Source organism: Marinifilum fragile JCM 15579 (genome assembly GCF_001310955.1).
In the GTDB taxonomy this organism is placed as follows: domain Bacteria; phylum Bacteroidota; class Bacteroidia; order Bacteroidales; family Marinifilaceae; genus Marinifilum; species Marinifilum fragile.
The window spans coordinates 21,203-40,206 of the sequence record NZ_BAZX01000019.1 but is presented as its reverse complement, the minus strand read 5'-3'; the positions used below and the strand labels follow the sequence as shown (position 1 = coordinate 40,206).

Genomic DNA, 19,004 nt, shown 5'->3' with positions numbered 1-19,004 from the left:
GGAATGTTTTATATACGGTTACAATCTTTTATTTTATCAAAGATTTTCCAGTCATATCCTCTGGCTTCTCAATGCCCATAATATCCAACAAAGTTGGTGCAACATCAGCCAAAATACCATTCTCCAATTCTTTTGGATTTTCAGTTACCCAAATACAAGGAACCGGATTTAATGAGTGAGCTGTATTTGGAGAACCATCAGCATTTACTGCAAAATCAGCATTGCCATGATCAGCAATAATGATTACATCGTATCCGTTTGCTTTTGCAGCTTCAACAACTTGTTCTACACACTTGTCTACAGCCTGAACAGCTTTTGAAATCGCTTCATACACACCTGTGTGTCCAACCATATCGCCATTAGCGAAATTCAAACAAACAAAATCTGCCGATTGAGCATTCAACTCAGCGGTAATTTTATCTGCAACTTCAGGAGCTGACATTTCTGGTTGAAGATCGTAAGTAGCCACTTTTGGAGATGCAACCAATAAACGGCTTTCACCTTCGAACTCATCTTCACGACCGCCTGAGAAGAAGAATGTTACGTGAGCATACTTTTCAGTTTCAGCAATACGAATTTGCTTCTTACCAGCTGCTGACACAACTTCACCCATTGTGTTCTGAACGTTCTCCTTATCGTAGATTACATTCACACCTTTAAAGTTAGCATTGTAACAAGTCATTGTGTACCACTCCACATTCATGGTATGCATTCCGAATTCCTGCTTGTCTTCCTGAGTGAATACAGTTGTCATTTGACGCAAACGGTCGGTACGGAAGTTAAAACAAATCACTACATCGCCTTCTTCGATTTTAGCCAAAGGAGCACCAGCTTCATCAACCACCACAACTGGTTTGATAAACTCATCGGTTACACCTTCTGCATATGATTCCTCGATAGCAGCAACAACATCTGTAGTAGCTTTACCTTCACCTTTAGTGTAAAGATTGTAGGCCAACTTCACACGATCCCAGTTACTATCGCGATCCATACCATAGTAGCGACCAATTAAAGAAGCAAATTTTGCTGTTCCTTTGCTTGTAATATCATTTACGAAAGTCTTAACGAAATCCAATCCTGATTTAGGGTCAGTATCACGTCCATCCGTTAAACCATGTACGAATACATCTTCCACTCCAAATGCTTTTACAGCATCACAAAGAGCCAAAGCGTGCTTACTTAAAGAATGAACTCCACCATCACCAATCAAACCGATTAAATGAACTTTCTTTCCATTTTCTTTAGCGTGAGTAAATGCTTTAACAACTTGCTCGTTATCCTTTAGAGTATCTTGCTCAACAGCCATATTGATTTTTACCAAATCCTGGTAAACAACACGTCCTGCTCCAATATTTAAGTGACCTACTTCTGAGTTACCCATCTGTCCTTCAGGTAACCCAACAAATCTGCCTGCAGCTTGCAATTGCGAATTTGGATATTTTTCCAATAAGCTATCCATATAAGGAGTTGCAACTGAAGAAATCACATCTGCATTCGATTTGTCCCCGATCCCCCATCCGTCAAGGATCATCAATAAAGCTTTTTTGCTATCTGCCATTTTAAAGTATTTTATATCTTAAATTCTGTTTTACTTGATCTTAGTCATGCAAAAATATCTTATTAATTCTAATAAAAAAAGCACTTAGACAATTGAGAGTCTTTATTTTAGATCGAAAACGTTTGTAATTTGAAAATTGTTCAAAGACGAACAGAATAAGTATCAGAAATTGAGAAAAAACACGAATAGGGAAGTCTTCTTCTCAATAAAATACAAAAAGCCGATCAAATGATCGGCTTTCGTGGTACCACCTGGAATCGAACCAGGGACACATGGATTTTCAGTCCATTGCTCTACCAACTGAGCTATGGTACCCTTTGTTTTTGGTGCTACAAAAGTAAGCAAAAATCCTTTTCTACAAAATAATTTATGATGCACACTTACGAAAAATGCAAATACATTTCTGAAAATACTTCAAAATCAATTTTTTCGTCGCAATTTAGATTAATTTCAAATATTTATTTTTTATGCAATACGTATTCTTATGGCTCGTTTAAATAATAGGTATAGTTTTTGTTATTTTTATATCCGTTCATTAATCACTAAATCTCCAAATCGATGACTGAAAATAGATTATTCAAATCATTTAAGTTTTTCCTTTCTCTTTTTATCTTCTCTTCATTTATTATTGCCTGCAGCGATGATGACAATAATAACTATGAAAGAGAAACCAAAACCATTTACGAAACTATCGACAAAACAATGAGTGAATGGTATTTGTGGAATGAAGAACTACCCAATATCAATTCTTCCAGCTATTCGGATGTAAATAAATATTTTGAAGACCTACTAGTGAACCAAGATAGATGGAGCTATATTGCTAACCTTGATGCATTGATTGCATATCTTGAAAACGGAACATATAAAGGATATGGTTTGGCATTCAAATATGATTCAGAAGATAACCTTAGAGTAAAATTGATTTTCGATGAATCTCCCCTTGCTTCAAAAGGAATTACCCGAGGATGGAAATTGATAAACATCAACGGACTAAATATTGCAGATTTAACTGAAGATGATGTTTTGAATGAATTAGATAAGAATACTTCAACATTTATATTTGAAAACAATTTAGGAGAACAAAAGGAAATTACCGCAAGTCAACAGGAAATAGATCAAAACTCGGTACTAAAAAGAGAGGTAATTAATTACGAAGGTACAAATGTAGCTTATCTAGCATTTGATAGTTTTCTGGGAAGTTCAGAAGATGCCTTGAATGAAGCTTTTGATTATTTTAAAACCAATGCGGCAAAAGAATTGGTTTTGGATTTACGCTACAATGGTGGAGGTAGTACAACCATATCAAATCAGCTTTCAAGTTTAATTACTGGAAATCTTTACGAAGGAAAAATTTACTCCAAAGTATTCCATAATGATTCCAAAAGTGATGAAAATTTCACATATGCCTTTAGCAACCAATCATCTGCCTATAGTTTTGAAAGAGTTTTCATAATTACAACAGACAGAACTGCATCGGCCAGCGAAATGGTAATTAATGGTTTAAAACCATATTTAGGCAATGATAACGTAATTTTAATTGGCAGTAAAACGCATGGAAAACCTGTAGGAATGTATGTTTTTGAAGAACCTGACTTTAATTTGGCCATTGTCCCAATTAGTTTTTCGATTACCAATGCAAATGATGAAGGAGATTATTTTGATGGAATTCCTGTTGATTTTGAAATTTCTGACGATTTAAGTCGTGATTTTGGTGATCCCGAGGAGAGCAATCTTCAAGCAGCACTCCAATACATTAACCAAGGTAATTTCCCAGCTATTACTGCAGCCAAATCTTTATCTATAACCGAGAGAGAGTTTAAAAAGAAAGGATTTGATTTATTGATTGACGCAAACTAAAAAGTTTAAGATACAAAAAAGCCGATCGTTTGATCGGCTTTTTTCGTGGTACCACCTGGAATCGAACCAGGGACACATGGATTTTCAGTCCATTGCTCTACCAACTGAGCTATGGTACCCCTTGGTATTAATTACTCGAAGAAAAAAGTTGTGGTACCACCTGGAATCGAACCAGGGACACATGGATTTTCAGTCCATTGCTCTACCAACTGAGCTATGGTACCCTCTTTACTTGAGCGATGCAAAAGTACGTAAAAAATTTACATCACCAAATAAAATCAAGAAAAATAGAAAGGAATTTTAATCGGATTCTAAACTTCTTGTTACCTTTGCAGCCTAATAAAAAAGTATATGGTATTCGAAACTTACACATTATCAAATGGTATCCGGTTAATTCACCGACCAGTTAAGGCAAGTGTTGCCCATTGCGGAATTATTTTGAATACCGGTTCCCGTGATGAGAAAGAGGATGAATGGGGAATTGCTCACTTTATAGAGCATGTTGTGTTTAAAGGAACAACAAAACGTAAAGCATATCACATACTTAGCCGTATGGAAGATGTAGGTGGGGAACTAAATGCCTACACCACAAAAGAGGAAACATGCATTTACACTACTTTTTTGGATAAGGATTACAAAAGAGCTCTTGAACTAATAAGCGATATCACCTTCAATTCTATTTTCCCTGAAAAAGAACTGGAAAAAGAAAAAGAGGTAATTCTTGACGAAATCAATTCCTATAAAGATTCTCCTTCCGAACTTATTTTTGATGATTTTGAGGAATTAATTTTCAAAAAAGATCCAATTGGAAGAAATATTTTAGGAACACCTAAGCATATCAAAGCTTTTAAACGTGAGGATATTTTAAACTTTATTAGAAACAATTATCACACAGATCAGATGGTAATTAGTTCTGTAGGAAATATTCCTTTCAAGAAATTGGTTAAGATGGTTGAGAGGTATTTTGGAGGAATTGCTGAAAACTTACGTGTCGACAAAAGGAAAAGGCCAAATTCTTATAAGCCAAGAACTCAGACTTTGGTTAAAAACACCTATCAAAGACATTGTGTTTTAGGAAATGTAGCATACGATGCCAATGATGATCGCAGAATTCCATTATCACTTTTAACGAATATACTGGGTGGTCCGGGGATGAATTCTCGTCTAAATCTCTCCCTGCGTGAAAAACACGGACTGGCTTACAACATAGAAGCCAACTATACCTCTTACGCTGACACAGGAGTTTTTAGCATTTACTTTGGTACCGATAAGGGATACTTGGACAAGTGTTTAAGTTTAATTCACAAAGAAATGGATTTGCTTTGCACAAAAAAATTGGGGCCTGGTCAGTTGACCAAGGCAAAAAATCAGATGATTGGACAAATTGCCATTTCATCAGAAAACAACGAGAATTTAATGCTTAATGTTGGCAAAACTTACCTTCTTTACAATCGAGTTGATTCTTTAGAGGAGATTTACCAAAAAATTGAATCGATAACAGCGGAACAATTACTTGAGGTTGCCAACGAAATTTTGAATAAAGACCGATTAACCACTTTGATGTATAAATAATCATGTTGGAGATTAATAAAGAGCTGGAGGAATACATCCTAACACATACTGAAACAGAAGATCAAATTTTAAAGGATCTTACTCGGGAGACACATGTTAAAATGCTTCGCCCAAGAATGCTTTCTGGACATATGCAGGGTAAATTTCTAAAGATGATTTGTCAAATGATGAATCCTAATCGTATTCTGGAAATTGGAACTTATACTGGATACTCGGCAATCAGCATGGCTATGGGAACATCAGATGATTGTATAATTCACACCATTGATTGCAATGATGAATTGGAATACTTCACTCGCAAATTTATCAAACAATCGGGTTACGAGAACAAAATAGAATTCCACATTGGTGAGGCTTTAGACATTATTCCAAATATTGCAGAAGAATTTGATTTGGTTTTTATTGATGCCGATAAAAGACAGTACACCGAATATTTTGAGGCAATATTTCCAAAATTAAGGCAAGGAGGTTTTGTTTTGGCTGACGATGTTTTGTGGGATGGTAAGGTTTTGGAAGACGTTGAATCGAAAGACAAGCAAACTCAAGGCATTCTTGCATTCAATGAATTCATACAAAAAGACGAGAGAGTGGAAAATTTAATGCTTCCTATCCGTCATGGATTGATGATGATTAGAAAAAAATAATTTTCTATTCTAAATCAACAATCTTAACTAAAATAGTAGCCCCCAGGTTGGCTTGTCCGTTTTTTTGAATGACTTGCCAGCCTTGTTTTTTCAAATGATTTTCCAATCCATGGTTCAACATCCCATGAGCTACTAGAACTGCAGTTTCTTCTTTTTCGGCAACTTTTATCAGATTTTCAACTGCATATTTCACTCTTTGTTTAGTCTCTTTCCGACTTTCAATTCCTTTGTGGTTAAAACCTAACAACCAACTCCCTCGGCTAAAAAACTGCCAAATAGGCAAAGGCAATTTAATAATACTACTGGCTTTTACCACTTTAATTTCATATTCTCGGAAAATCGAATCGGACACTACAGGATAATCCTTTCCAAAAATTGCCAATGCAGTTTCTTGCGAACGCGGCAAGTTGGAACAATATATGAAATGGTTAGGATTTAGATTTACCTTTACCATTTCCGGATCGAAGGGAACAATTGGCACTGAATTGTAATCATAAACATACTGCTGAGCCTCTTCTGCTGAATAAAACAGTTTCTTTTTCAGATTAGGCTTGGCATGGCGAATCAAATAAATCTGTAATTTTCGTTTGCCCTGCTTTTGCAGTTCCAACTGTTCAATTGCATCTACTTCGTTAACACACGTAAATGCATCGTAAGTATTTACAGGTTGCATATATCTATTCTGTGTAACACATGATTGCATTACAAAACCGCAAATAATCAGCAATAAATATTTTATAGGAGCAAACTTTTTCAATCCTCTATCATGTAAATTCACAAATATCAAATTTAAGAGATTTAACTGATCGCAAGCAAATAAATATTGTAAAAATTAGACCTGAAGTTGAATGACAACCATTATTAAAAAGTGATATCTTTGCCAGATAATTTAACAGATTACAAAAACAATGGAAACAAAGAAACTGACACAGTTTAGTCCGGGAGCCGGATGTGGATGTAAAATCTCACCGAAAGATTTAGAATGCATTTTAAAAAGCAGCACACCTAGAATTCCCAATCCGAACTTGCTGGTTGGTAACGATACTAAAGATGATGCTGCAGTTTACGATTTGGGTAACGGTCAAGCTCTGATTAGTACAACCGATTTCTTTACTCCAATTGTAGATGATCCATACGATTTTGGTCGAATTGCCGCTACAAATGCCATAAGTGACATTTATGCAATGGGTGGTAAACCAATTATGGCCTTAGCTATTCTTGCCTGGCCATTGGAGAAGCTTTCTACCGAAATTGCGCAAAAAGTAGTTGAAGGCGCCAGAGATGTTTGTGCAAATGCTGGCATTCAACTAGCAGGAGGACACTCTATCGACATTGGCGATCCTGTTTTTGGCTTATCAGTTAACGGAATTGTTGCAACCGAAAGAGTAAAGAAAAACAATACAGCCAGTCCAAAATGCACCTTATTCCTAACAAAACCTCTTGGTATTGGAGTATTAACCACTGCTGAGAAAAAGAAATTAATTGCTCACGAAAACAATCAAATTGCAGTTGATTTAATGTGCAGCTTGAACAAAGTAGGCGTTGTATTTGGCGAGCAAGAATACATCAAATCGATGACTGATGTTACTGGTTTTGGTTTATTGGGTCACCTAAGCGAAATCTGTGAAGGAAGTAATGTAAATGCGGTAATCAATTACAATGATGTCCCAAAAATTGAAGGCGTGGAAGAATTGATTCAGAAAGGAAGTACTCCTGGGGGAACAAGAAGAAACTGGGCTTCATACGGACATTTAATTGGTGAAATTACCGAAGATCAGAAAGCATTACTTTGCGATCCGCAAACAAGTGGTGGCTTATTGGTTGCTGTTGACGACAATCATACTGAAGAGTTTATCTGTCTGGCTAAAAGAGAAGGATTTGATTTAAGTCCAATTGGAAAATTGGTAGAAAGGATAAACAGTAACGAACCTTATATCAGCGTAAATTAATCATGCATAGAAATACATTGATTCAAGTTACTCAAAATGGAATGGGTAATGGTAACGAAGAATTGGGCTTAAAATTGGCTACCAATTACTTTAAACTATTGGATGCAGAAAACAGATTGCCAAAAATAATTGTATTCTACAATGCTGGTGTAAAGTTGATTTGTGAAGATTCTCCAGCCTTGGAAGGTTTACAAAACCTGGCAAATAAAGGAGTAAGCATGCTGGCCTGCAAAACCTGTCTTGATCATTACAATTTACTGGATAAAGTAAAAGTTGGTAATGTTGGTAGCATGCCTGACATTATAACACTTCAAGCCGATGCCGATAAGGTGATTAATCTTTAAAAGCATAACTGAAGTATTTCAAGGGAATGGATTGAGTTCTCCACTATAATAACCAATGTGGCATCCCAATCCATTCCCTCGAAATTTTATATTCTCAACTGTTACTACTTTTTCAAATTGAATGTGGCCAATACTGCTTTGTGATCGGTAGGCCAAACATCCAATGGCTGGAGAAAAACATCTTGAGATGTTTCTTCAATTCTTTGGTTTCGACTTACCGACTTTGGGGCCAACAATAGTAACCTCTTTTAAACTTAGGTTTGCATTGGGATAATAGAAAATAAAATCGATACGATCTCTATCATCCGCATCGGGACTCCATGCCAAACGCTTAATATCAACCAAAGGATTATCGGCAGGGTAAGTAAAACCAGGATGACTTATCGGATTAGGATATATTTCTCTGTACGTATCAATAAAACCCGAATTTTCAAGAGAAAGAGTATTATGCCACTTCATCACAACTCCATTATGATCGTATAAATTTTTATTTTCTTCCACCCAATCCCTATGAGAAGGTTCATTAAAGTCTCCTCCTAAGAAAACCAATCTTCCTTTTTCCAATTCTTTTTTAGCATCGGACAAAAACACCTGAATAGCATCATCTCGTTTTGAAGCCAGATTATCTTCTCTAATTACATTCAAATCGGTTTGAGGCACATCCAGTTTTTCCCAACTTGAACCATCATATCCTCTTGGTAAGTACAATGCACAATTTCTATAATCCAAATGAGCGCTATAGAAAGCAACCTTAACACCCTTCACATCAATAAGTGCTTTGTATACTGATCCTCTGTCGTCTTTCACAGGATAAAGAGCCTCCTGAAACGTAATGGGATAACGCGACAATATGCCAGAATCCTGACTTTTCAAAGAATAATACTCAAATCCCTTCTTCTTAAGGGATGCAACCAATCGTTCTGACAAATTGGTATCATTATAATTTCGAACCTCACTCAAAGCTATTAAATCAGCTTTCGTCCTGATAATCTCGTTAATAATGGCATCATATCCCCCTTCTACCTGGGTTCCCTCTTGCCAAATATTAAACTGTAATACTCTTAATTCTTCCGCATCTTTTTTTCCCGAACAAGATGCAACAAACACCAATAGCAGGAACAATATCAAAAATTTATTCATATTTTATTCATTTTTCAGAACCATCAAAATTCTTAAATTCAAAATTGATCTGCAAATAATTTTCTTACTTGCTTAGGTTTTTACATCTATTTTTTTGATTTAAAATCTTTATATTTACTATTTATCCATCCGAATTATAATACTTATTGAAACATTTCCTCACATACATGTTAATACTGATACTTTCCGTTCAATCAACCGGGAATATCATTATCATACTACATTATAAGTTTAATCAGGACTTTTATGCTTCGGTTTGTGAAAACAAGGACAAACCAGAAATGGAGTGTAATGGGAAATGTCATCTTAAAAAACAACTAAAGCAACAAGAGGAAAATGAGTCGGAAAAGAAAAAAATCAATATCGAAAAAGAGAACTTAAACTTCATTTCAACCTGTTTTGATTTAATTCCTGCTCCTAAAATTTCAATCGCTCCAACTGATGTAAATCTTCCCCATTTTCAGCTCATAAAAAAGCATGTGTCAGATATTTTTCATCCTCCACAACAAAGCTCATTTCTATTTTTTTAATGGCCTCAATATTGTAAATGCTACAGTATTGCGATTTTTTGTGCACTAATAATTCTGATGCACAATAGTTTCGAACACATAAAAATGAAGGATGAAAAAAATACTTACTGCCTGTATGCTATGTATTTACATACAGGTTTATTCTCAAAATACGATTCAGTTATTAGATCAGGAAACTGATCATCCCATTGCATTTGCTCACTTTCTTCATCAAAATCAGAAAGGAAATACCAATGCAAATGGTGAATTTACAATCAAATATATTGAAGGTGAAAAGCTTTACCTATCGCATGTTAATTATGGGAAAGTTTCGTTTACCGATAGCGAGATAAAATCTGCATTGCAATCGGGCAAGATTTATATGAGTAAAACCTATGTTAGCTTACTGCCAACCACAATTATTGCCAGAAAAAGAACTGCAAAAGAATCAGAAACCATGCAAATTAGTTCAAGCGATAAACTTTCGCATGATGCAGGTGATTTCTTAAGTCAATCGGGTTTAATTGGTGGTATCAGAAAGAGTGGAAGTTACGGATTCGACCCGGTAATGCGAGGTTTTAAGTACGATCAGTTAAACATTGTAATGGACAATGGAATGAGTGCTACAGCTGCTTGTCCCAACCGAATGGATCCACCCATTAGTCAGGTTCCTTTAAATATGGTCGACAGGGTAGAAATCACAAAAGGTCCGCATTCGCTGCGATATGGGAATTCTTTTGCAGGCAGCATCCATTTCAAATCATCGACCAATGGATTTTCTGATAAAGCCAGTGCATTTGGTCGCGCAAGCGGAAGCTACGAAAGCAACGGAGAAATTTTCAGAACCGAAGCTTTGGCAGGTGCCAAAGGCAAGTTCTACAATTTCGGTGTTTTTGGTGCTTACAGCGAGGGTACCGATTATGAAGATGGCAATGGCTATAAGGTGGCTTCAGGTTTTAACCGAAGAAACATTGGACTTGCAGCCAACTTTAAACTTTCCAACTCTCAAAATATCCAGATATCTGCCAATAGTAACTATGCCGAAGATGTTGATTTTCCAGCATTAAATATGGATTTGCGAGAAGATGACACAAAAATGATCAGTCTTAGCCACAAAATCACTTTCAAAAATTCGGCCTTGGCTTCCATTTCAACATCAGCAAACGCATCATTCGTTGATCATGAAATGGATAATCTGACAAAGAATTTAAATCCAAGAAAAGTAAATGCCATTACCAAAGCAGAAACAAAAAATTACGCTTTTAGATCGGAAGCTGCTTTTCAATTTAAGGAAAGTTCCTTGTTTGCAGGCGTTGATTACAAATCAGAGGAAGCAGATGGAACTCGTTCTCGTGAAATATTAATGGGACCAATGGCTGGGGAAACAGCTTACGATAACATTTGGCAAGACAGTAAAATTGAAAAACTGGGTGCTTTTGGTGAATATCATTTCTCTGTAAATGAGACCCATTTTATTGCATCAAGCAGATTGGAACACAATTCGGCCAAAAGAAAGTTTAAACCAGTTAGCGATATCAATTCTGTTATTATTGATCCTTCCAACGAAATGAATTTTTCGTTTAGCATTGGTGCAAGCAAAAATCTATCGGAAAGTATTAGAATGGGAATTTGGTTTGGAAGAGCTGAAAGAAGTGGAAGTTTAACCGAACGGTTCATCAATCATATTCCCGTTGATGTGGATCCTTATGAAAGAATTGGTAATCCTGATTTAGATCCGGAAATTAACTATCAACTCGACTACAATATCAATTGGAACACTAAATATTTCTCATTGGATATTAATCTATTTAATTCTTGGTTGAGAGATTACATCAGCTCTGAAATCAAATCGGATGTTCAGCCATTAATGGCAACGGCTCCTGGAGTAAAACAATTTGTAAACATCAACAAAGCTGTGATGCGAGGATTCGAAATCGGTTTTAATCAATCCATCACAAATCATTTGTATCACCGATTTAACCTGGCTTATACCTATGGTAAAAACAAGGAGATCAATCAGCCATTGCCCGAAATTCCTCCTTTGGATATCCGATACAGCTTGGGAGTTCATTTGTGTAAGCAAAAGTTTACTCCTGAATTTATGCTAAGACATGCAGCCAAACAGGAACGAATCGCAAAAAATTATGGAGAAACGGAAACGCCAGATTTTACAGTTCTTGATTTTAAAGCAAGCTATCTGTTTTCCGACCATTTTCAAATTATTGGAGGAATCAGAAATTTATTCGATGAAGCTTACTATGAACATTTAAGCCGATCAGTAAAAGACAGCAACCAGGCAATTTATGCACCAGGAAGAAGCTTTTACCTTACACTTAGTTTGAATCTGTAAACTACTCACGGACAATCACGAATCGGCCTTGTACCTTAGGGTGCAAGGCTTTTTGTTTTTTACAGAACTGACGCAATACTTCGTAGTCTTCTTTGGCATTTACATCAGTTTCATCAATTAAAATATCACATTCCACCTCAAGCTTTTTCAGAAAATAATTGTTCAAGGAAACAGTTAGCAATTCATCATCAGAAAGTACCTCTCCTTTCCATTTCACTTGAATTGAATCATTTTTCTGATAGTATCGATACGAAATACCTGACACATGTAACAATTGTCCTTTGGTATTGCAAGCATATTTCTTTAGCAAAGATTTGAGCTCCTTTCCTTTTATCAGGATCTGGCAAATCTTATTACCGAATGGCAATAAGGAACGGGCCGACTTTAAAGTAAAATCACCTTTGGGAATATCAGCTCTAATACCACCTCCATTTATCAGGCCAACATCTGATTTGTACCCTTCCTTATAGGCATCACTCACCAAATTACCAGCTGCACTTTCTTTGGTAATTCCATCTCTAAAATTCAACGGAACCTCCAGGTAAGAAATCTTTTCAGCCAATTTCAGCTCCATGTCTTTTTTATAATAGATTTCCATGTCACGCAAATACTTCTCCGAAACAATATTTTCATCTAGTGGAATGATATCAATCAAAGGCCTTACGTCTTTTTGCAAACTGATTTTCGCAACAGAACTCATGTTGCCTGCCGTAGCCACAATGGGCTTGTTTCCTTTGTAGAACACATTGCTTTCGTATTCATATTGCTCCTCGGTAAGCACCAAGTCGATATCCGGAAATTGCTCCAAAAGTTTTCTGTTGGTTTCTAAATCTGTTTGGGTAATGGCAATTAAAAAATCTACATTTTGCAGTTCTTCAATAATCTCCGAAATCGCAACAGACAAATCTTCCTGAATTACTCGATTGCTTTTCATGGTAGAATTCATTGCATCGGTTAATCCGATAAATGCAATCTTAATTCTTCCCATCTTTTTAATCAGATAGTTTGGTAAATTGGCAAAAGTATCACCATCTCTGTTTTTCAGGTTAGAGCTAAACCATTCCGATTTTGATTTACTTAAAAGTTCCAATGTATGATCTACACCAAAATCAAACTCGTGCTGACCAAAATTACAGATATCGACAGGAACTTCATTAAAAGCCTCAATCATAGGCAAACCTTTGTACATTCCGCCAAACAGAACGCCACCACATAAGTCGCCACCATGAATTACCAGGGTATTTGAATTATCCGATTTGCTTTCATCTACAATAGTCTTCAAACGAGCCACTCCACCTCGGCCTCCTTCTACATCATCAACAGGAAAAATACGGTGAGCATCGGTAAAGTAAAGAATATCTACCTTTTGAGCTGATAAATTGATATTTACCAGAAATAACAGGAATGGGAACAGAAATTTTATCATTGAGTTTATTTTTTATCAAAATTACAACAATGAGTCATATACTATACAATCACATTTAAATTAAAACTTAAATTTTCTCGCAGATAAACGCAGATCTTTTCCACAAATACACGCAGAAAAATCAATACTATTTTGCGATAATCATTCCCTCATCGCCAACCAAAAGAAATAACTGTATTGAGCAAGAATCATTTAACAGCTGTTGACAATTTTTTAAGCATTTCTGAGCTACCAAATTGTAGAATGCTTCATTCTCTGAAAAAGGAATGATATCCAAAATAGCATTGGCCAATTTCAACTCCTTGATTTGATTTTGGATTTCATCAGAATATCTGGCTTGTTTCGCCAAATCAGCAACAAAATCAGCATTTAAAACCACATTCTTGCTGTGGGTATTCATGTTTCCTTCCGCAAGCTTTACTGATTTTCCGAACATAATGGCCACATTGATTTTCTCCATTCCCTCATCAACTCCCAATTGAATGGCATCACCAACCAAGTTTCCAAAATGAATGTAAGCGACTTGTGGCAAATGTGGAAAATTCTTCTTCAAACGGTTTTCGCTTCTCTTACCAGAAGTCAGCACAATTTCGGCACATTGATTTCCTTTGGCCACTTTCACCTGTTGTTTGATGCTGGCTAAAAATGCCTCATTCGATAAAGCTTTACAATTCCCGTTGTCCCGATAATTGAAATGCCACCTTCCACTCCAATTCTTGGGTTAAAGGTTTGTTTCGCCAATTCCTCTCCTTCAGGAATAAAAGCTTTTACCTCGAAAGCCAAGTCCATTTCGTATTGTTCAGACAATTTTTCCAAAACATTGGAAACCATTTTTCGTGGAACCGGATTAATGGCTGGTTCACCAACAGGAACCTGAAGACCAGGCAAAGTAACCATTCCTACACCTTTTCCTCTTACAAACTGAACTCCTGGCTGTTCGGAAAATGATAATTCACAACCGATTTCTTTGCCATGGATCACATCCGGATCGTCGCCAGCATCTTTTATTACTACACAGGAAGCTGATTTGCTTGATAGATTCACTGGAAAAATAGCATATCTGGTTTTTTCTCCTCCCGGTAGATCAACCTCAACCCATTGGGGGAATTTCTTTTCTATCAAGGCGATAAAGCAGGCTTTTGTCGCAGCAGTTAAGCAGGTTCCGGTAGTAAATCCACTTCGCAATTGACCTTCAATCTTTAGACTCGTTTTCTTTACCTGATAAAATTGCTGCAGGAAAGCTTTAGGATCATCCACCACATAATCGAAATCTGGCAAAGCTGGACGCTTTACTACCCATAAAGGAATATTCAACTGCTCGGCAACTTTCTCTTTCGTTTCAAACAAACCTGATTCTCCACTCTCTTTCGAAAGCAGTATTTCTGCATTCAACTTCTTTGTTAACATCGCCAATTCCTCAACTCCTGCCTTTGGATCCATGGGAATTACAAACTGATAATCCAGATCGGTTTCCCTTGCCTTTTGTCGACTAAGATCAGTATCCAATATCCTGAAATAACAAGTTCGTTGCCTCCAAAGCGGCTTTAATTTGTTTATGGTTTGAACACCTGTTAAAGCCAATACATTCTGATACTCTTCTTGTAAAAGTGCCTCTGTCATGCACTCGTAGGAATCGAACATGCGCACCTGTTTCGACGATTTGATTTCTGGAAACTTTCGCTCGTAACGAATGGTTGAAATTCCCAATTCCTGAGCTGCCCGATAAATGTTATCATGCAAATAAACGGCAAAAGGGTGAGCCGCATCAACAATCAATCGAATGCCATTGGTTTGGCAGAACTCTTTGATTTTAGTGCTATCCATATCACCAAAAACACGCTCGCCTTTAATTTGTTTGTGCGAATCGGTTTTTGTGGAATAAAAGTATTGCTGATCGATAATGTCGAATAGTTCAGCAACTCTCTTTCCTTCTGTTGTTCCGCCAAAAATTAGTACCATAAGTTTCTGCGTTTCTAAATGAATGTTTCCCTTTTTAAGGGAAACTGTCGACAGACTAAAGGGTGAATTCCTTAAAAATCTACTCAATAGCACCCCTCTCCCTGTCGGGATCTCCCCTAAAAGGGAGAATTCAAGATTTTTATTGAGAACCTCACTTAAAGCGAGCCCCTCAAAGTATTATAATACTCTATTTTCCCTCGCGAAATGCGTGAGTAAATTTCTTATCGTACAGTTTTGAAAATCCCGATCGGTTGTCTATGGCTTTCCCCACAACAATCATGGTAGTCATTTTCAAATTATTTTCTTCTACAGTCTTTGCCAAAGTTTCCAGTGTACAACGATAGATTTTTTCATCCTTCCAGGTTAATTTGTAGCAAACCGCCACAGGTGTTTCCGGTGGATAATGCTCCGAAAGTTGTGCCTGAACTTTTTCGGCAATAGAAGCACTCAGGTAAATACACATTGTACTTTGCGATCGGGCCAATTTGTTCAATTGCTCACGATCTGGCATTGGCGTTCTTCCCTCTCCACGAGTCAAAATGATGGTTTGTACCTCCTCCGGAATGGTAAATTGTGACTCCAAAGCCGCTGCTGCTGCCTGGAATGAAGAAATTCCCGGAGTAATGTGATAATTCCATTTCAGTTGATCCATAATGGCCATTTGTTCTTGAATGGCACCATAAATACAAGGATCACCAGTATGCAAACGCACCACAAACAATTCACGATCGTAATATGGTTTCATGCTTTCAATCTGAGTGATCAAATCCATGCCAGCCGAGCTTTTTACCACACATCCAGGCTTTGCATAGTTGGTCAGTTCTTTAGGAACCAAGCTGCCTGCATACAGAATCATATCGGCCGTTTGAAGCATTCTTTTTCCACGAACCGAAACCAGTTCCGGATCGCCAGGACCTGCCCCAACAAACTCTACAAAACCTTTACGTTCACTATTCCTATCCATTGCCAAAGCAAAAGTGAAGTACTTCTCACCTGCTTTTGCTTTTTGTTTTTCTACCAACAAAGCATTTCCCGAAAGATGCATGGCTGCAGCTTCGGAAACGCTGTAACTTCCGGTTACCTCGCTTACTTTTTGCGATGGATTTGGAATATCATATTGTGATAATACTTCTTCCCCAAATGGATTCAATGGAATGTTCCATTTTGCAGACAGTTCAATCAATGCCTTTTCATTGGCTTTTAAGTCAACCGTTCCGATAGCAGCAATCGATAATGGAGAAATTTGCTGCGATTCCAATTTCGAAAGCAATTCCATTTCGAAAGCCTCAAAAGGAAGATCGCGCTGACAACCTACGCCCAATTGTACAACTTTAGGACGGTAGTAAATCACTTTTGCTCCAAAATCATGAACAAATGGTGTTACTGCCAAAATCACCTGGTACTCTTCCAGCTTGATTTCATCAGCACTGAAAAACACATCTACATGTTCAGGTTTTTCTGTTTCCAAAACCAGACTTCCTTTATCGCGCACCTCAAGCAGCAAAGCGGTTTTCTGTTTGTTCACAAAAGCTGCCATCAATTGGGTAAGATTGCCCTTGCAATCCAAGGTCCAATTGTGTTTTTCCGGCAATAAATCCAATGCCCACAAGCCTGATGTATCGCTAACGGTAGTAACAACAGGTGTTGCTCCCAACAGACGAGAAATATCTTCCGCCAATTGATTTGCCCCCCCCAAATGTCCCGACACAACAGGTTGAACAAATTGTCCGTTGGCAGCTATATTGATCACCGCAGGATCTGTTTTTTTATCATTTAAAAAAGCGGCAATCTCGCGCACGCAAATGCCCAAAGCTCCAATAAAAATTAACGCTTCGTATTTGTTCCAAAGCTCTTCGTAGTTCTTTGGCGAGCGCATAATTTCAGCCTCAAATCCATTATTTGTAATGTATTTGGCAAGCGCCTCCCCCTTATCGGAATGTGTGATTATTATTTTTGACATGATGTATTTTGTTCTGTTTTGGTCTTTACTTACTACTTATTGTTTCTCGTTGGAAACTGCATAAAATCATCTCCCGTTTCAAATTAAATTTTTCCCTTTTAGGGAAAATGTCGATAGACAAAAGGGTGAATTTTGGAAAACAATACACCCCTCTCCCTGTCGGGATCTCCCCTAAAAGGGAGAATTCTATTTTTTTTATTGAGAGCCTCACTTGAAGTGAGACCCTCAAAACATATATCTAATTTTCTTTTATTTCTCAGCTACTAAAATGGTTATCGGATTAAATTCATCCACACTTACCAGCATTTCATGCTTCATTCGATATGACATTTTTTTGCACCATTGTTTAAATCCCAATTTGCTTTTTTCGCTTACCGAATTGAATGCAATGATTCCCCCTTCCAACAAATGCAAATCAATATCATCCAGTACCTCATCCATTTTTCCACCATAACCGCCAACAAATACGGCATCTGGTTTTTCTATTTCTGCCTTATCGGTTTGTAAAAAATCTCCAATAAAAATATCGATTCCCGGCGTTTGGAAGGTTTCTGTATTGCGCTTAATGATCCCTCTTGACTCTTCACGAATCTCAAAAGATTTTACCTTCAAATGCGGATGGTTCAATCGAGCTTCGATGGAAACACTTCCCGTGCATGCTCCCACATCCCAAAACACCTTTTTATTTTGCAATTCCATTAAGGCAAGGGTTGCCAAACGAATGGGCATTTTGGTAATCATTTTTGGTCGACCATCCAAGGGTTCAAAATCTCTTTCTTTAATTCCCTTTTTAGGAATCGCCTCATCGGTTTTTTCCAGGTAAAAGCAATTCGGATGATTAAAATCCAAACTCAAGGCTTCTTCCAAGCTCAACTCCTTTACAAGTTCCCTTTCGCCTCCCAAGCGCTCACCATAGTACATTTTGTAGTTCGAATATCCATATTGTAACATTCGCTCGGCAATGCTTTTGGGCGTATTTTTTCTATCGGTAAGAATTCCCATTCTCTCCTGACCTCTAATCAATGCCTGATCGAATCGCTCGAAAGATCGGCCGGTAAGCGTAATGGTTTGAAACTCGCCATAAGGCAATTTAAAACGATGCGCCAGCAATTGCAGGGAATTAAAATCAGGAAGAATATCAAGCTCTGCATTGGGAATCTCACGTTTTAATGTAATGCCAATCCCATAAAACAATGGGTCGCCCGAAGCAAACACAATCCAATCGCTGTTGGAATGGTTTATGGCATCGTATAGTGTTGACAAGGGCACTACAATATCATGCCAATGGTGTTGCTCTGGCAGATAATCTCCCACCAATTCACGGTGACGACTTCCTCCTGCAAAATATTTTCCCGATTGAATCAGAGTCAACTCCTTCTTTGTAAAATCAGGAGTTAAATCTGATATTCCTATGATGCTTATTTTCATTTCGTTCTCGCTGATCTTCTCAAATTTTAATTTGATGTTCTGACTCTAAGTCAGGATATCAATAGTTCACTTTATCTATCATTTTCAAAATGAGTTTTTCCCTTTTAGGGAACCGGAACGAAGTGGAGCTCGTGAATACATTAATGTAAAAATTGTATGTGAACAAACTGTCGACAGACTAAAGGGTGAGATAAGACAAATATAATCCAAAATACACCCCTCTCCCTGTCGGGATCTCCCCTAGAAGGAGAGAATTCAAACATTTAACTGTCTACAAATTATTTATTCATAGATTCCCAACAATATTC

15 protein-coding genes and 3 tRNA genes are annotated in these 19,004 nt (G+C 37.2%); 7 read left to right on the top strand and 11 right to left on the bottom strand.

The features are described from left to right. Positions 1–28: 28 nt before the first annotated feature. Together gpmI and JCM15579_RS13660 are read right to left on the bottom strand one after the other, a co-directional pair. Complete coding sequence (gene gpmI, locus JCM15579_RS13665; protein ID WP_054721016.1) at positions 29–1,558, bottom strand: 2,3-bisphosphoglycerate-independent phosphoglycerate mutase; 1,530 nt, start codon at positions 1,556–1,558, stop codon at positions 29–31. A gap of 242 nt (positions 1,559–1,800) precedes the next feature. Further along, positions 1,801–1,873, bottom strand: a tRNA-Phe gene (locus JCM15579_RS13660). Between the two features lie 243 nt (positions 1,874–2,116). On the opposite strand from JCM15579_RS13660, the gene JCM15579_RS13655 reads away from it, so the two are divergent. Then, positions 2,117–3,415 carry a S41 family peptidase gene (locus JCM15579_RS13655; protein WP_054721015.1) on the top strand — a complete coding sequence of 433 codons (1,299 nt, stop codon included), beginning with the start codon at positions 2,117–2,119 and terminating at the stop codon, positions 3,413–3,415. 46 nt (positions 3,416–3,461) lie between these two features. On the opposite strand, the gene JCM15579_RS13650 is transcribed toward JCM15579_RS13655, so the two are convergent. Further along, positions 3,462–3,534 (bottom strand) — tRNA-Phe (locus JCM15579_RS13650). 32 nt (positions 3,535–3,566) lie between these two features. Continuing rightward, positions 3,567–3,639 (bottom strand) — tRNA-Phe (locus JCM15579_RS13645). 127 nt (positions 3,640–3,766) lie between these two features. Here JCM15579_RS13645 and JCM15579_RS13640 point away from each other — a divergent pair. Beyond that, entirely contained in the window at positions 3,767–4,987 is a 1,221-nt protein-coding gene (locus JCM15579_RS13640) for a M16 family metallopeptidase (protein ID WP_054721014.1), read from the top strand. Positions 4,988–4,989: 2 nt separating this feature from the next. Beyond that, positions 4,990–5,631 carry an O-methyltransferase gene (locus JCM15579_RS13635; RefSeq protein WP_054721013.1) on the top strand — a complete coding sequence of 214 codons (642 nt, stop codon included), beginning with the start codon at positions 4,990–4,992 and terminating at the stop codon, positions 5,629–5,631. 4 nt (positions 5,632–5,635) lie between these two features. Here the strand turns inward: JCM15579_RS13635 and JCM15579_RS13630 are convergent, their stop codons facing one another. Continuing rightward, positions 5,636–6,409: a histidine phosphatase family protein gene (locus tag JCM15579_RS13630; RefSeq protein ID WP_054721012.1), complete on the bottom strand. Its 774-nt coding sequence runs from the start codon at positions 6,407–6,409 to the stop codon at positions 5,636–5,638. A gap of 130 nt (positions 6,410–6,539) precedes the next feature. Here JCM15579_RS13630 and selD point away from each other — a divergent pair, with 130 nt between their 5' ends. Both selD and yedF read left to right on the top strand, forming a co-directional pair. Continuing rightward, positions 6,540–7,580, top strand: a complete 1,041-nt coding sequence (gene selD, locus JCM15579_RS13625; RefSeq protein WP_054721011.1) for a selenide, water dikinase SelD — start codon at positions 6,540–6,542, stop codon at positions 7,578–7,580. Between the two features lie 2 nt (positions 7,581–7,582). Continuing rightward, positions 7,583–7,924, top strand: a complete 342-nt coding sequence (gene yedF / locus JCM15579_RS13620) for a sulfurtransferase-like selenium metabolism protein YedF (RefSeq protein WP_054721010.1) — start codon at positions 7,583–7,585, stop codon at positions 7,922–7,924. A gap of 195 nt (positions 7,925–8,119) precedes the next feature. Here yedF and JCM15579_RS13615 read toward each other — a convergent pair whose 3' ends face one another. Then, the gene (locus JCM15579_RS13615; RefSeq protein ID WP_218186174.1) at positions 8,120–9,064 is read right to left on the bottom strand and encodes an endonuclease/exonuclease/phosphatase family protein; all 945 of its coding nucleotides are present in this window, start codon (positions 9,062–9,064) and stop codon (positions 8,120–8,122) included. A gap of 167 nt (positions 9,065–9,231) precedes the next feature. On the opposite strand from JCM15579_RS13615, the gene JCM15579_RS13610 reads away from it, so the two are divergent. Both JCM15579_RS13610 and JCM15579_RS13605 read left to right on the top strand, forming a co-directional pair. Beyond that, the gene (locus JCM15579_RS13610) at positions 9,232–9,594 is read left to right on the top strand and encodes a hypothetical protein (protein WP_054721009.1); all 363 of its coding nucleotides are present in this window, start codon (positions 9,232–9,234) and stop codon (positions 9,592–9,594) included. Positions 9,595–9,685: 91 nt separating this feature from the next. Continuing rightward, positions 9,686–11,923: a TonB-dependent receptor domain-containing protein gene (locus JCM15579_RS13605; protein ID WP_054721008.1), complete on the top strand. Its 2,238-nt coding sequence runs from the start codon at positions 9,686–9,688 to the stop codon at positions 11,921–11,923. A gap of 1 nt (position 11,924) precedes the next feature. On the opposite strand, the gene JCM15579_RS13600 is transcribed toward JCM15579_RS13605, so the two are convergent. From JCM15579_RS13600 to cbiE, 5 genes are all read right to left on the bottom strand, one after another. Further along, positions 11,925–13,349 (bottom strand): bifunctional metallophosphatase/5'-nucleotidase, encoded by a 1,425-nt coding sequence (locus tag JCM15579_RS13600; protein WP_054721007.1) that lies wholly within the window; start codon positions 13,347–13,349, stop codon positions 11,925–11,927. Positions 13,350–13,476: 127 nt separating this feature from the next. After that, complete coding sequence (locus JCM15579_RS22000; RefSeq protein ID WP_054721006.1) at positions 13,477–13,965, bottom strand: cobalt-precorrin-5B (C(1))-methyltransferase; 489 nt, start codon at positions 13,963–13,965, stop codon at positions 13,477–13,479. A gap of 23 nt (positions 13,966–13,988) precedes the next feature. Further along, positions 13,989–15,308, bottom strand: coding sequence for a cobalt-precorrin-5B (C(1))-methyltransferase CbiD (gene cbiD, locus JCM15579_RS13590; RefSeq protein ID WP_054721005.1), 1,320 nt, complete (start codon positions 15,306–15,308; stop codon positions 13,989–13,991). Positions 15,309–15,495: 187 nt separating this feature from the next. Beyond that, positions 15,496–17,268 carry a precorrin-4 C(11)-methyltransferase gene (gene cobM, locus JCM15579_RS13585; protein ID WP_054721004.1) on the bottom strand — a complete coding sequence of 591 codons (1,773 nt, stop codon included), beginning with the start codon at positions 17,266–17,268 and terminating at the stop codon, positions 15,496–15,498. A 249-nt stretch (positions 17,269–17,517) separates the two neighbouring features. Next, complete coding sequence (cbiE, locus tag JCM15579_RS13580) at positions 17,518–18,696, bottom strand: precorrin-6y C5,15-methyltransferase (decarboxylating) subunit CbiE (protein ID WP_054721003.1); 1,179 nt, start codon at positions 18,694–18,696, stop codon at positions 17,518–17,520. Positions 18,697–19,004: the final 308 nt, after the last annotated feature.

Bases quoted from the DNA above. Each gene is read 5' to 3' on its own strand.
- gpmI (WP_054721016.1), bottom strand. From the start codon at position 1,558: ATGGCAGATAGCAAAAAAGCTTTATTGATGATCCTTGACGGATGGGGG.
- JCM15579_RS13655 (WP_054721015.1), top strand. From the start codon at position 2,117: ATGACTGAAAATAGATTATTCAAATCATTTAAGTTTTTCCTTTCTCTT.
- JCM15579_RS13640 (WP_054721014.1), top strand. From the start codon at position 3,767: ATGGTATTCGAAACTTACACATTATCAAATGGTATCCGGTTAATTCAC.
- JCM15579_RS13635 (WP_054721013.1), top strand. From the start codon at position 4,990: ATGTTGGAGATTAATAAAGAGCTGGAGGAATACATCCTAACACATACT.
- selD (WP_054721011.1), top strand. From the start codon at position 6,540: ATGGAAACAAAGAAACTGACACAGTTTAGTCCGGGAGCCGGATGTGGA.
- yedF (WP_054721010.1), top strand. From the start codon at position 7,583: ATGCATAGAAATACATTGATTCAAGTTACTCAAAATGGAATGGGTAAT.
- JCM15579_RS13615 (WP_218186174.1), bottom strand. From the start codon at position 9,064: ATGAATAAATTTTTGATATTGTTCCTGCTATTGGTGTTTGTTGCATCT.
- JCM15579_RS13610 (WP_054721009.1), top strand. From the start codon at position 9,232: ATGTTAATACTGATACTTTCCGTTCAATCAACCGGGAATATCATTATC.
- JCM15579_RS13605 (WP_054721008.1), top strand. From the start codon at position 9,686: ATGAAAAAAATACTTACTGCCTGTATGCTATGTATTTACATACAGGTT.
- JCM15579_RS13600 (WP_054721007.1), bottom strand. From the start codon at position 13,349: ATGATAAAATTTCTGTTCCCATTCCTGTTATTTCTGGTAAATATCAAT.
- cbiD (WP_054721005.1), bottom strand. From the start codon at position 15,308: ATGGTACTAATTTTTGGCGGAACAACAGAAGGAAAGAGAGTTGCTGAA.
- cobM (WP_054721004.1), bottom strand. From the start codon at position 17,268: ATGTCAAAAATAATAATCACACATTCCGATAAGGGGGAGGCGCTTGCC.
- cbiE (WP_054721003.1), bottom strand. From the start codon at position 18,696: ATGAAAATAAGCATCATAGGAATATCAGATTTAACTCCTGATTTTACA.